Origin of the sequence: Aureimonas sp. AU12, from assembly GCF_001463705.1 — a bacterium.
Classification (GTDB): domain Bacteria; phylum Pseudomonadota; class Alphaproteobacteria; order Rhizobiales; family Rhizobiaceae; genus Aureimonas.
Window position 1 is genome coordinate 1 of the sequence record NZ_BBWH01000022.1, and the last position, 13312, is coordinate 13312.

Consider the following 13312-nt stretch of genomic DNA (forward strand, 5'->3'; position numbering starts at 1 on the left):
TTCGCCCGCCGCCATGGCGGGGCTGGCAAGGCCGGCGAGACCGAGCGATGCGGCAAGTGCCGCCTGATGAGCGAGCGGGCGTCGGGATCTGCGCATGGCCGTCTGTCTCCTTGGAAGGGTTCAGGATTTCTTGCGGGTGAGAAGGAAGATCACGGTGACGGCGGCGACCGAGAGCGCCAGCAGCATAGTCGAGATCGCGTTCATCTCGGGCGTCAGGCCGCGGCGGGTCTGGCCGAGGAGATAGGTCGGGAGCGTTTCCTGCCCGGCCGATTTCACCAGCTCGGTGATGACGACGTCGTCGAGCGAGATGACGAAGGCGAGCATCGCCCCGGCGACGACGCCCGGCGCCATCAAGGGCAGGGTCACGTGGCGGAAGGTGCGAAGGGGCGTCGCGTAGAGATCGGCCGCCGCGCGCTCCAGCGAGGCGTCCATCGACTGCAGCCGGGCGCGGATCGGCAGGTAGGCGAAGGGGATGCAGAAGGCCGTGTGGGCGGCGACGAGATAGCCGAGCCCCTGATAACCGGTGGCGACCTTGATCGAGGCGAATACGATGAGGAGCGCGACGCCGGTGACGATCTCGGGCACCATCAGCGACTGGTTGATAAGAGCGTAGATCGCCGTGCGGCCCCGAAAGGCGCGGCCCCGCGCGGTGGCGAGTGCGGCCAGCGTCGCACAGATCGTGGCGCCGGCGGAGGCCAGCACCGCCAGCCAGAGTGAGCGGATCGCTGCATCCTGCACCGCGGCGTTGGCGAGCGCGGCCCTGTACCAGCGCAGCGACAGCCCCTCCCAGATCGCCACCGACGACCCCGCATTGAAGGAATAGGCGACGAGGATCGCCAGCGGCGCATAGAGGAGGACGAAGGCGAGCGCCGCGGTGGCCCCGAAGCCCGGAATACGTCGAACGTCGAACCCGGCCGCGCGCTCAGCCATGCGGGGCGCCCTCGCCGTCGCGGATCGAGCGCACGTAGACGAGCAGCGCTACCATCACCAGCGCCAGGAGCGTGATCGACAGCGCCGAGCCGAGCGGCCAGTTGCGGCCCTGCCCGAACTGCAGCTCGATGAGGTTGCCGAGCATCAGCTGGCGCCCACCGCCGAGGACACGCGGCGTGACATAGGCGCCGAGCGAGGGGATGAAGACGAGGATGGCGCCGGCCACCAGCCCCGGCCGCACGATCGGCAGGGCCACGAAGCGAAGCGCCCGCCAGCGCGTGGCATAGAGGTCGTAGGCCGCCTCCATCAGGCGGAAGTCGAGCCGCTCGATCGTGGCATAGAGCGGCAGCACCATCAGTGGCAGGTAGACATAGGCCATGCCGATCATGATCGCGGTGTCGGTGAAGAGGATCTGGATCGGCTGGTCGATCAGCCCGAGCCGCAGCAGGATCGTGTTGAGGATGCCCTCGTTGCGGATCACCTCCATGATCGCGAAGGTGCGGATGAGGAGGTTGGTCCAGAAGGGAATGGTGACAAGGAAGAGGTAGAGATTGCGCTGCGAGGGCGCGCGCGTGGCGATGAACCAGGCGGTGGGAAAGCCGAGTACGAGCGTCACGACCGTGGTGGCGAACGAGAGCGTCAGCGAGCGGGCAAGGATCGAGAGATGCGCGTCGGCGAGCGACAGGCTGTCGTCGAAGATGTCGCGCTGCGCGACGACGCCGAGCCAGCCCTCCGTCGAGAACTGCCAGACGACGCCGCCATAGGCGCCCGGTGTCAGGAACGAATAGGCGATCACCACGAGAAGCGGACCGGCCGCGGCCAGCAGGATGACGAGGATCGCCGGGGAGGCGAGGAGCCAGCGCCCGCCGGCATGGTCGCTGCGCGGCGCCGCGCGCACCGCGTCCGGCGCGGTCGGGGTGGCGGGGCCGGCGGCGGCGATCTCGCTCATGCGCCCTCGCCGAGGAGCGTCGCGCCGCCGGGTGCGATGGCGAGCGCCACCGGCGAGCCCGGCGGCGGCACGCCGGCACAGTCCACCGAGGCCGGGCCGTTGGCGACGCGCACGCCGACCGGCGCGGCGCGGCCGGGGATCGCGACGAGAACGAGCGTGTCGGCGCCGGTGAAGGTGGTGGAGGCGATGGTGCCGGGTATCGCATCGGGCGTTCCCGCCGGCACGAGGCTCAGATGTTCGGGGCGCACCACGACGAGGGCCTGGGTGCTCGCGGCAAGGCTCGGGCGTGCGGCGGCACGCAGGGTGATGCCCGCCATACCGACGGTGGCGAAGTCGCCCTCGCGCCCGTGGATCTCGGCCTCGAAGAAATTGGTCTCGCCGATGAAGTCGGCGACGAAGCGGCTTTCCGGCCGGTCGTAGATGTCTCTGGGCGCGCCGACCTGATGGACGCGGCCGGCACTCATCACCGCCATCCGGTCGGACATGGCCATCGCCTCGTCCTGGTCGTGCGTCACGAAGACGAAGGTGATGCCGGTCTCGCCCTGCAGGCGCTTCAGTTCCACCTGCATCTCGCGGCGCAGCTTGAGATCGAGGGCCGAGAGCGGCTCGTCGAGGAGGAGCACCTTGGGGCGGGGCGCCAGCGCGCGGGCGAGCGCCACGCGCTGCTGCTGGCCGCCGGAGATCGCCGAGGTCATCCGGTCGCGCATCGGCTCCATGCGCACCAGCCGCAGCATCTCGTCCACGCTCGCGGCGATCTCCGCCTTCGGACGCCCCAGCATCTTGAGGCCGAAGCCGATATTGTCGGCGACGCTCATGTGCGGGAACAGCGCGTAGTTCTGGAAGACGGTGTTGACCGGGCGCTTGAACGGCGGGAGCGCCGCGATGTCGGCGCCCTCCAGGCGGATTTCGCCGGCGGAGGGAAACTCGAAGCCGGCGATCAGCCGGAGGAGGGTGGTCTTGCCGCAGCCGGAGGGACCGAGCAGCGTGAAGAACTCGTTGCGGCGGATCGAGAGACTGACATCGTCGAGCGCCGTGAAGGCCGCGCTGCCATAGCCGAAGGTCTTCGACACGCGCCGGATGTCCACGGCGACGGAGAGATGGGCGTCGATGGCGTTCAAAGGCCTCTCCACCGGGGAGCCAAGGCTTGCGCCCTGATCTCCTGCTTCAAAATGATGCACCCGCAGGCTAGGCACGAAATCTCGGCAACGCAAGTCGATCGACCAAAAATCTCACACACTTGCGAGGTCTCCGGCCGTGACCCGGCCGTCGCAGATCGTCAGGGCGATGCCGAGGCGGCCGATCGCCGCGGAAGAGGCCGCCTCGATGTCGCCGCGGAGCACCACGAGATCGGCGAGGAAGCCGGGCTTGAGCAGGCCGGTCCGCGTCTCGGCAAAGCCGGCATAGGCACCGCCCGCGGTGTAGGCTTCGAGCGTTTCGTGAAGTGACAGCCGCTGGTCCGGCAGACCGGGCGCCCAGGGCTGGCGGGTCATCGCCGCCTCGATCGAGGCCAGCGGCGCCAGCGGCGAGACCGGCCAGTCGGTGGAGAAGGCGATCCGCGCACCGGCCTCCTTCAGGGTGCGCCAGGCATAAGCTTGCGCCCAGCGGGCGCGGCCGATGCGCGAGACCGTGGGCTCCAGCGGCAGGCCGGCGCTGCCAGGCGGATGGGGCGGCTGCATCGAGGCGACGACGCCGAGCGCGGCGAAGCGGGGAACGTCGTCGGGATGAACGAGCTCGATATGTTCGATGCGATGGCGGCTGTCGCGCCGCCCGTTGGCGGCGATCGCCGCCTCGTAGCCGTCGAGAACGGTGCGCACCGCGCCGTCGCCGATCGCATGGACGGCGATCTGCAGTCCCCGCCGGTCGATCTCTACCGCCAGCGCCTTGAAGTCCTCGGCGCTGAACAGCGGGTCGCCGCGCGTCTCCGGCCGGTCGGCATAGGGATCCACCATGACGGCCGTCCAGCTGTCGAGGACGCCGTCGTAGAAAACCTTGACGAAGCCGCTGGCGAGCCGGTCGCCGCCATAGTCTCGCGCTATGGCGCTGGCGAGTTCGAGATCGGCGAGCTTGCGGACGTTGCGGTAGTGGAAGGGCACGCGCACCCGGCAGGTCAGCTCGCCGGCAGCGTCGAGCCGCGCCAGGAGGTCCAGCGTGTAGCGGTTGCCGTCCATGTTGTGGATCGAGGTGATGCCCAGCGAGGCGGCGTAGGCGAGGCCCCGGCGTAGCGTGTCGAGATCGGCGTCGATGCCGGCCGCGTCCGGATAGGGATCGGGCTCGCCGCCTGTGGAGAGCCCGAGCGAGGCGCGTCCGCCGCCGCCCAGCGCGATCACCGGTTCGAACGCTTCGCGCTCGCGCAGCTCGCCCGCCGCCAGACCGTCGGCGCCCATGACGATCTCGTTGCCCGGCCCGAGGTCGCGCCCTTGCAAGAGGCCGGCCTGCTCCAGCGCGATCGTGTTGGCCCAGACCGTGTGATGGTCGGGCGCCACCAGCGCCAAAGGGCGGCCAGGCAGGATCGTGTCGAGATGGGCGCGGGTCAGGCGCTCGGTGTCGGAGAGGATCGTGTAGTCGGCGCTCTGGCCGACGACGAGGGCAAGGCCTGAGCGCTCCGACGCATAGGCGCGAACGGCCGACGCCAGCGCGTCGAAGCCCTTGACGCCGAGCAGGCTGAGGTTGGCCATTTCGACCGCGCCCGCAAAGAGATGGATGTGGCTTTCCACGAAGCCCGGCAGGACGCTCGCTCCGCCGGCATCGACGATGCGGGTGTCCGCCTCGGCGAGCGCGACGATCTCGGCCTCGACTCCGACGGCCTCGATGCGGTTTCCGCGCACGAAGACGGCCTCGGCATGCGGGCGCTCGGGGTCCATCGTGAGAACGCGGGCGTTGCGAATGAGCAGGGATGACACGGGGGGAAGGCTCCGGATGGCGGTGCGGGTGGGTCAGAGCGCCCTTGCGATGACGCCGAAGCTGCGCACCGTGGCGAGCTTGATCGCATCGTCGAGCGGTAGGGCCTGCGAAGCCAGGCGCACGATCACCGTCTCGCGGGCCGGGTTGATGAAGATCCACTGGCCGTGAATGCCGATGGCGCAGAGGCAGTCGTCGGGATCACCGACCGCGTACCATTGGCTGCGGTAGCGCGCGTCCGGCATGGACTCGAAGGGGTCGTTCGCCGCGAGCCACACCTCGCGGCTGCCGCCGCGCCAGAGATCCCCGACGAAGGCGGCCGGCACGATGCCCCCACCGCCGCGCCGCACGAGATCGCCGAGCCGGGCGAGATCGCGCGCGGTGGCCGAGACGCCGCCGGCCGCGCGCGCCGCACCGCGCCGGTCGAGCGTGACGAAAGCGTCGTCGCGAGCGCCCATCGGCTGCCAGAGTAGCGCCTGCAGAAGCGTCGCATAAGGCGCGCCGCCCGCCCGCTCGACGATGATGCCGAGGAGGTCGGCGTTCGGCGAGGCATAGTGGTAGCGCATGCCATGAGGGTGGGCCTCGCGCGGCAGGGTGGCGAGGAAGGTCAGGAGATCGCCCTCGGCCGCACCGGGCGGACAGGGGTTCCAGAGCATCGCCCGGCGATAGCGAGCGAAGGCGCCGCCGGGATCGAGATAGCTTTCCTCGAACTCGAGGCTGACCGCCATGTCGAGCACGTCGCGCACGCTGGCCGACCCATAGGCCGGGGAGGCCGCCATCTCGGGAACGTAGGTCGTGACGGGGGCCTGTGGATCGAGGCGCCCTTGCCCTTCGAGGATGCCGGCAAGGAGGGCGGTGATCGACTTGGAGACGGAGAAGAGGAGATGCGGCTCGCGCGGATCGCTGTCCGGCGCCGTCCAATGATAGGCCGGGCGCCCGCTCTTCCAGACGAGAAGCTCGTCGGCGCGGCTGGCGAAGAGGAGCGCGGCGAGATCGCTTCGCGCGCCGCCGGGGAGTTCGACCTCCAGCCCGTCCAGCGTCTTGGTTGGCGCATCCGGCTCGCTCTCGCTCTGGGCAGCGGCCCGGATCCGCGCCGACGGCACGAGTTCGCCGGCATGGCGGAAGGTCCATCGGTTCTGCGGCGCCTCCCGCCAGTTGGAAAGGTCGGTGCCGGCCGGCCGGCCGGGTTCGAAGGCGGATGTCGTCAACGCATGTCCCTCTTCAGCATCGCCGCATTCGGGCAGGCCCATCAGCGGACGCCTGCGACGAGATCGGCCGCCTTCATGATCTCCGCCTCCTGGTAGGGCTGGAGCGTCTGGCCCTCTTAGGTCTGGAAGACCGGCAGGAAGGGATCGTCGATCGGCGACCTCCAGCCGGAGAGTTGCTCCATGACGGCCAGTCCGCAATAGGGCACGTAGGAGGACGAAGTATCCTGCGCCTGCGCCGACCCGTTCAGCCCGACCAGCATGGTGCCGGCCGCGTCGGCGTTTAGTGCGCCCTGAAGTATCGAACGTCTGCTGATCCCTGTCATGGCGCTTGTCTCCTCGGGTTCAAAACGATGGGTTGCGACGGTCGTCCGGCTCACGCCGGCAGGCCGGACAGGATGCGTTCGGTGGCGGCGCCGATGGCGAGGACCCTGGCGTCCTCGCCGCGCGCGCCCACGATCTGGAGCCCGACGGGCAGTCCGGTCCGTGTGACGCCGCAGGGAAGAACCAGCGCCGGCTGCTGGCTGAGATTGATTGGAAAGCTGAAGCTCGCCCATTCGGTCCATCGGCGGTAAGGGCCGTCGGCCGGGACTTCGAGGCCGGCGCCGAAGGCGGGAATGGCGGCGCCGGGCGACAGCAATCCGTCAAGCCGCGCCAGAAGCCGGTCCATCGCCGCGCCGAACGCGGCGCGCTTGGCCTGCGCCGCCACGAGGTCGGCCGCTCCGAAGGCGGCGCCCTGGCGTGCGATGTCGAGAAAGCCCGGATCGATCGCGCGCCGCGCATCGTCGGGCACCTGCGCCCGTCGCCGCCGCGACCGCCGCGCCGCCGGACGATCCGCCCGGCGTCTTCGAGGGATCGTGCGGATTGCGCGTGATGCCGCAGAGCGCGCTGTCCGTGACGGCCTTCCAGCCGAATTCGGGTGTCGTGGTCTGCCCGATGAAGACGCAGCCGGCTTCGCGCAGCAGGCGGACCGCCGGTGCATCCGTCTCGCAGGGCTCGGGATCGGTCGTCGTGGAGCCGTAGCGCACGCTCCAGCTCTTCGCCCAGACGATGTCCTTCAGCGTCGTCGGGATGCCGTCGACGCTCGACAGCGGCGTGCCCCCGCGCCAGCGACTTTCGGAGGCCACGGCCGCTTCCAGCGCGCCGGCCCGGTCGATCCAGGTGAAGGTGTTGAAAGCCGGGCTTATCGCTTCTGCCCGGTCCAGCACCGCTTTGGCAACCTCGACCGGGGAGATCGTGCCGTCCGCATAGCCCGTCCGAAGGGCGTCCGCGCCCAGCCGGGCCAGGTCGGACGCATCGGCGAGGGGATCGGCTGGCGGGGCGGCGAGAGGCATGCGGACGCATCCTTCACGAAGTCGGCACCGCTGGGAAATCAAAGCGGCTGACCGGTTCGAAGGCAGTGTGGCGTGGCTTCCATTTTTTCAGCAAATGTATTCTTTGGACGCTTCCCACCATAAAATGTTGGAAGCCTGGTCGATGAACCTCACGATCCGCCACCTGCGCTACATCCAATGCGTCGCGCAGTCCGGCAGCGTGCAGGCGGCCTCGCGGCTTCTCAGCATTTCGCAGTCCTCGATCCTGGCGGCGATCGATTTGGCCGAAGGCGAAATCGGTGCCCGGATCTTCGACCGCCGCCCGGCGCGCGGCGCGACGGTGACGCCGGCCGGCGAGCGCTTCCTCGTCGCGGCGCAGCCCATGCTGCTCGCCGCGACCGAGTTCGATCGTGCCGTCGGCGATCTCGGCCAGCGGGTGCCGAAGGTGCTGCGCATCGGCTGCTTCGAACCGTTCGGCGCGCTGTTCATGCCGGACATGCTCCGCACCTATGTCGAGAGCGTCGGCGACGTCGAGATCGCGCTTCTGGAGGGGGATCAGCTGCAGATCCAGGCCTGGCTTGCGGCGGGGCTGGTCGATCTCGCCATCGTCTACGACATCGGCACCATCGAGGCGAACGGAGTGACGCCGATCTGCCGTGTGCCGGCCCATGCCATGCTGCATGCCGAGGATCCCTTGGCCGAGCGTGACGCGGTCTGGCTGGCGGACCTAGCCGAGCGGCCTCTCGTGCTCCTCGATCTGCCGCAGACGGCGACCTACCTGATGACGCTGTTCGACATCCTGGCCAAGCGACCCGAGGTGAAGTTCCGCACGCGGTCCTACGAGACGGTGCGATCGGCGGTGGCCTGCGGCTTCGGCGTTTCGATCCTCAACATGCGCCCCGTCGGCCGCGCCACGGCGGACGGCAAGCTGATCGCCCGGCGCCCGCTGCTCGACGAGCTGCCGATCCCGACGCTTCTCGTCATCGATATGTACGGCGCAGCCAAGCCGTTCTTCGTGCGCGTCTTCATCGAGACGGTCCGCCAGTTCTTCAGGACCGTCGGCCCTGCCGGCTTCTCCGTCACGACCCCGGAACTCGCACCGACGCTTCTCAGCCCGTAGCGCTCGTGACTGCCGTCATCGAGAAACGGCGGTCTGGATCCCGCGGGGAAACCGCATGCCGGACCACGCCGCAGCATGCCAACCGGATCTGGCCGATAGCTCGGGTCGTTTCGACTGCGCTTGGCCATTCCGGGCCTTGGCAACCCCCTTCAGCAACGCATCGAGGTTGGATCAGGCTATTGGTGGACTATTGGATCCCCGTATCCGAGCCAGCCAATTGAGCGAAAGCCATCAGTCGGGAAATCGTCGTAAATCCGTCGCCGAGGCTGGCTAGTCGTTCACGGTGATGTGTGGGCGCAATCGCCTTTGCGGCTGCCGTGCGGTTGACGGCGCGATGAGGCGACGACACGTGTTCGGTCGGACGTGGGTCAGATGAACCGAGCCGATGGTTCGAACGCTCGATCCGGCAGGCGAGTTGGGATTTTCGCGGCGTCCTCGGCGCGGCTTTGCGGGAACTGGCAGACGTCGTCCGGCAGCACGTCGGCCACGGGGACGCCCGTCGTCCCGAACCGACCCCGCGGCGTCCGCCCGCAACGGAGGCACGACACGAGTGGATGCGGTTCTGGCGGATATCGGGCAACTCATCGAGACCCATCGCGCATGGGCGGGGCCGATCGTCGCCGCGATCGCGTTCGCCGAATCGCTGGTGCTCGTCGGTCTCCTGATGCCGGCGACGGCGCTGATGCTGCTACTCGGCGGGTTGGTGGGCTCCGGCGTCGTCGGCCCGGTTCCGGTTCTCGTCGGAGCGATCATCGGCGCCATTCTCGGCGACATCGTCTCCTATGTCATCGGTCGCTGGCTGGGGCCGGGCATCGTCCATCGCCGACCGCTGCGCCGCTACCGGCCCGCCGTCGCCAAGACCCGCCTGTTCTTTCGCAAATACGGGTTCGCGGCGGTGGTGATCGGGCGCTTCCTCGGCCCGATCCGCTCGACCGTGCCGCTCGTCGCCGGCATGATGCGGATGGACCACACGCGGTTCCAGGTGGCCAATGTCCTCTCCGCCATTCTCTGGGCGCCGCTGGTGATGGCGCCGGGCTGGCTGGGCGCGAGGGGCATGGCCGGGTTCGACGGGCTAGGCGGTGTCCATGTCCTCGCCCTTCTGGCGGTGGTCCTCGCCGCCACGGCGATCGCGACCGTCCTCGGCGGACGTCATCTCGGCCGCAGGCGCGAGCGACCCCAGCGCCGGGACGCCGCATCCAAGACCTGATCGCGACAGGCGTGAACGCGCGAGCAATGGCGGCGCGATGTCGGCCCGCGAAGACGGGCGAGGGCATACACCGTTCGATGGCCTAAGCGTCATCCCCCTGTCACCTGCCTCTGCTTGGTCGCGGCGACCGACCAATCACAGGGATCGCCTCCACCGTGTTGACCCATCCGACGCTTCCCCTCGCAGCGGTTCTCCTGGCGTCCTCGTCGATGGCGGTTCAGGCCGAACCCGTGTTCAACCGCGTCTCGTCCTTCGCAGTGGCGCAGAACCTGCCGGCGGATGCCGATCCGAAGTCGCCGACCTCCGCCGAAATCGTCGCGGCCTCGCAGGACGGCAACACGCTGGTCTATTCCGACAGCCCGCATGGCGGCATCGGCTTCATCGACATCACCGATGCCAGGGCCCCGAAGGCCGGCGGATATCTTGCCTTCGACGGCGAGCCGACCTCGGTCGCGGTTGCCGGGGGGCAGGTGCTCGTCGGCGTCAACACGTCCGAGAGCTTCACCAAGCCCTCGGGCCGGCTGGCGGCGGTGGATCTCGCCACGAAGACCGTCGGGGCGTCCTGCGATCTCGGCGGGCAGCCCGATTCCGTCGCCGTCTCGCCCGACCTCACGCTCGCGGCGGTGGCGATCGAGAACGAGCGCGACGAGGACGCGAACGACGGCGCCCTGCCGCAGATGCCGGCCGGCTTCGTCGTCCTCGTGCCGCTGAAGGACGGCGTGCCGGACTGCGCGGCGATGAAACGGGTGGACCTCACCGGCCTCGCGGCGGTCGGCGCGGAAGATCCCGAGCCCGAGTTCGTCGCCTTCAACACGCGCAACGAACTCGCGGTGACGATGCAGGAGAACAATCACGTCGTCCTCGTCGACGGTGCCAGCGCCAGAGTGATCGGCGATTTCAGCGCCGGTTCGGTGGCGCTCGACGGCGTGGATGCGCAGGACGACGGCAAGCTCGCCTTCACCGACGCGATCGAGGCGCGCCCGCGCGAGCCCGACGCCGTGAAGTGGCTGGGCACCGACCGGCTCGTGGTCGCCAACGAGGGCGACTGGAAGGGCGGCACTCGCGGCTTCACGATCTTCGAGCGCGACGGCACGGTGTCCTACGAATCCGGCCCCGCCTTCGAACGGCTGGCCGCGGCGGCCGGCCACTATCCCGACAAGCGCTCCGACGCCAAGGGCATCGAGCCCGAGGGGCTGGAGGTGGCCAGCTTCGGCGAGGACCGGCTGATCTTCGTGCTCGCCGAACGCGCCTCGCTCGTCGGCGTCTACAAGGACACCGGCGCCGAGCCGCAATTCCTCCAGCTGCTGCCGTCCGGCATCTCGCCGGAAGGCGCGGTGGCGATCCCCGGCCGCAATCTGCTGGCCACTGCCAACGAGGCGGACCTCGTCGAGGACGGCGCGGCACGCAGCCACGTGATGCTCTTCGAGCGCAGCGAGGGCACGCCGGCCTATCCGCAGCTCGTCTCGGCCGAGGTGGACGGCAAGCCGATCGGCTGGGGCGCGCTCTCGGGCCTCGCCGCCGACCCGGCCGACGCCGCGCGGCTCTTTGCCGTCAGCGACAGCGTCTACGGCAAGGCGCCGACGATCTTCACGATCGACGCCGGTCAAACGCCGGCCCGGATCACCGCCGCCCTGCCGGTGACGCAGGGCGGAAAAGCCGCCGCCAAGCTCGACCTCGAAGGCATCGCGCTCGACGGGCAGGGCGGCTTCTGGCTCGCCAGTGAGGGCAACCCGGAGAAGGAGATCCCCCACCGCCTCGTCCATGTCGATGCCGCCGGCGCCATCACCGAGGAGGTCGCTTTCCCGCAGGCGCTGCTCGCCTCGCAGACGCGCTTCGGCGCGGAGGGCATAACCAAGGTCGGCGACACGCTCTGGGTCGCCGTCCAGCGCCCGTGGAAGGACGACCCGAAGAACACCGCGAAGCTCCTCGCCTACGATCTGACCACCAAGACCTGGGGGGCGGTGCGCTATCCCCTCGACGCCGCCCCGTCCGAGGGCGCCTGGGTCGGCCTGTCCGAGCTGACGGTCCACGGCGAGCACGCCTATCTCGTCGAGCGCGACAATCTCGTCGGAGCCGACGCGCAGGTGAAGCGGCTGACGCGCGTCGCGCTGTCGGACTTGAAGCCGGCGCCGCTCGGCGGCGATCTGCCGCTGGTGACGAAGGAGACGGTCCGGGACCTCGTCCCCGACCTGAAGGCCGGCAACGGCTACGTCCTCGACAAGGTCGAGGGCTTCGCGATCGGCGCGGACGGCATCGGGCATGTCGTGACCGACAATGACGGCGTCGACGACGCCTCGGGCGAGACGATGTTCTTCCCCATCGGCACGATCGCGAAATAATGGCGGGTTCTGCTTCGGCCCACGCCAGCGCCCTCGCGGGGGCAGCGGAGTTCGGCAGATGAAACGGAGCGAGGGGGCGGGGCTTGGGCTCGCGTCCCCTCGCTCCGTTCTGCGATCTGGACGTGCCGTCCGATGCCTGCCCGATCAACCTGTGCCTGAACACATGTTTTTTAGATTGACAGAAAGTTCAGTCCGGCTATGACTGTCCATCATCGAGACTGCGGCTGAACGCAGCGAAGGACACGTCGGCACGACGCAGATCGTACCCGCGGGAGGACACATGGTTGAGATCTACGATCACGCCGGTCGACCGGTGAAGCACGGTCGTGCGCGGGTGAACGGTCTGCGCATGCACTACGTGACCGCCGGCGCGGGCGAGCCGCTGCTGCTGATGCACGGGACGCCGAAGACGCACTATTACTGGGCCAAGCTGATGCCGCTCCTGACGGAGCACTTCACCGTGGTCGCCCCCGATCTGCGCGGCTTCGGCTACACCGACAAGCCGCCGGCGGAAGAGGGCTACGACTCGCTCACCAACGCCAACGACATGGCGGAGCTGATGACCCAGCTCGGTCACGAGCGCTTCCATCTTCATGGCGAGGACCGGGGCGCGGAATTCGCCTACGCGCTTGCCGCCACGCAGCGCGACCGAGTGAAGACGCTGTCCTTCTGCGAGATGCTCCTGTCGGGGCAGGGGCTGGAGGAATGGTCGAACTTCACCCCGGACAACATCTCCGCGCAGTTCCGCCAGCAGGGCGTCTGGGTCTGGCACATCCCGTTCTTCTGGATTCCCCATCTGCCGGAAATGCTGATTCAGGGCCGCGAGCGCGAGTTCTGGGAGTTCTGGATCAAGGCGGAGACCTGGAACCCGACCGCGATCAGCGACGAGGCGATCAGCGAATGGATCGCGCGCCTGTCGGCGCCGGGCGGCCTGCGCGGCTGCCTCGAAACCTACCGCGCCGGCCTCAAGAACGGCCGCATCAACGACGAGCTGAAGCAGACGAAGCTGACCCTGCCGATCATGACGGTCGGGGCGCCGGAGTTCTTCGGGCCGCTGGTGCGCGACCAGATGCTCAAGGTCTCGAACGGCGTGGAGCGCTCCGAGATCTTCGAGGAATGCGGCCACAGCCTCGCCTGGGAGGCCGAGGAGCGCCTCGCCACCATGCTGCGCGAGTTCATGCTGAACCGCGGCTAGATCGTCGGGCGAGGCGGCACGCTTCGCCCCGGATGACACGGCCGGAACCATCGTTCGAAGGACCCTCGGTGAACCCACGGTTCATCGTCGGCGCTTCGGAAAAAGCGACAAGCCGGAAAACCGGCACGACCTTCACAATTGTCCAACTGGGAGGAC

At 69.0% G+C, this 13312-nt stretch carries 12 protein-coding genes; 4 read left to right on the plus strand and 8 right to left on the minus strand.

Translation table 11 applies throughout. The features are described from left to right. Positions 1-120: 120 nt before the first annotated feature. From AUL33_RS08465 to AUL33_RS08500, 8 genes are all read right to left on the minus strand, one after another. The gene (locus tag AUL33_RS08465; protein ID WP_062206561.1) at positions 121-930 is read right to left on the minus strand and encodes an ABC transporter permease; all 810 of its coding nucleotides are present in this window, start codon (positions 928-930) and stop codon (positions 121-123) included. After that, a complete protein-coding gene (locus AUL33_RS08470) occupies positions 923-1879 on the minus strand; it encodes an ABC transporter permease (RefSeq protein ID WP_062206563.1) in 957 nt (318 codons plus the stop codon). Before AUL33_RS08470 ends, AUL33_RS08465 begins: the two co-directional genes overlap by 8 nt. Then, on the minus strand, positions 1876-2988 hold the full coding sequence (locus AUL33_RS08475; RefSeq protein ID WP_062206666.1) for an ABC transporter ATP-binding protein: 1113 nt from the start codon (positions 2986-2988) through the stop codon (positions 1876-1878). Before AUL33_RS08475 ends, AUL33_RS08470 begins: the two co-directional genes overlap by 4 nt. A gap of 120 nt (positions 2989-3108) precedes the next feature. Further along, the gene (locus tag AUL33_RS08480; protein WP_082652448.1) at positions 3109-4740 is read right to left on the minus strand and encodes an amidohydrolase; all 1632 of its coding nucleotides are present in this window, start codon (positions 4738-4740) and stop codon (positions 3109-3111) included. A gap of 72 nt (positions 4741-4812) precedes the next feature. Beyond that, entirely contained in the window at positions 4813-5985 is a 1173-nt protein-coding gene (locus tag AUL33_RS08485; protein ID WP_062206668.1) for a serine hydrolase, read from the minus strand. Positions 5986-6101: 116 nt separating this feature from the next. Further along, positions 6102-6308: a hypothetical protein gene (locus AUL33_RS08490; protein ID WP_062206566.1), complete on the minus strand. Its 207-nt coding sequence runs from the start codon at positions 6306-6308 to the stop codon at positions 6102-6104. Between the two features lie 50 nt (positions 6309-6358). After that, positions 6359-6691: an amidase family protein gene (locus AUL33_RS22630; RefSeq protein WP_062206568.1), complete on the minus strand. Its 333-nt coding sequence runs from the start codon at positions 6689-6691 to the stop codon at positions 6359-6361. Continuing rightward, entirely contained in the window at positions 6627-7316 is a 690-nt protein-coding gene (locus tag AUL33_RS08500; protein ID WP_062206570.1) for an amidase family protein, read from the minus strand. The genes AUL33_RS22630 and AUL33_RS08500 overlap by 65 nt, the downstream gene beginning before the upstream one ends. Positions 7317-7458: 142 nt before the next feature. Between AUL33_RS08500 and AUL33_RS08505 the strand changes: the two genes are divergently transcribed. The 4 genes from AUL33_RS08505 to AUL33_RS08520 all read left to right on the plus strand — a co-directional run bounded on the left by AUL33_RS08505 (position 7459) and on the right by AUL33_RS08520 (position 13156). Continuing rightward, a complete protein-coding gene (locus AUL33_RS08505; protein WP_062206572.1) occupies positions 7459-8415 on the plus strand; it encodes a LysR family transcriptional regulator in 957 nt (318 codons plus the stop codon). Between the two features lie 550 nt (positions 8416-8965). Next, positions 8966-9622 carry a DedA family protein gene (locus AUL33_RS08510; protein WP_062206574.1) on the plus strand — a complete coding sequence of 219 codons (657 nt, stop codon included), beginning with the start codon at positions 8966-8968 and terminating at the stop codon, positions 9620-9622. Positions 9623-9831: 209 nt separating this feature from the next. Next, a complete protein-coding gene (locus AUL33_RS08515) occupies positions 9832-11961 on the plus strand; it encodes an esterase-like activity of phytase family protein (RefSeq protein WP_062206670.1) in 2130 nt (709 codons plus the stop codon). 280 nt (positions 11962-12241) lie between these two features. Next, a complete protein-coding gene (locus AUL33_RS08520; RefSeq protein ID WP_062206576.1) occupies positions 12242-13156 on the plus strand; it encodes an alpha/beta fold hydrolase in 915 nt (304 codons plus the stop codon). Positions 13157-13312 lie beyond the last annotated feature (156 nt).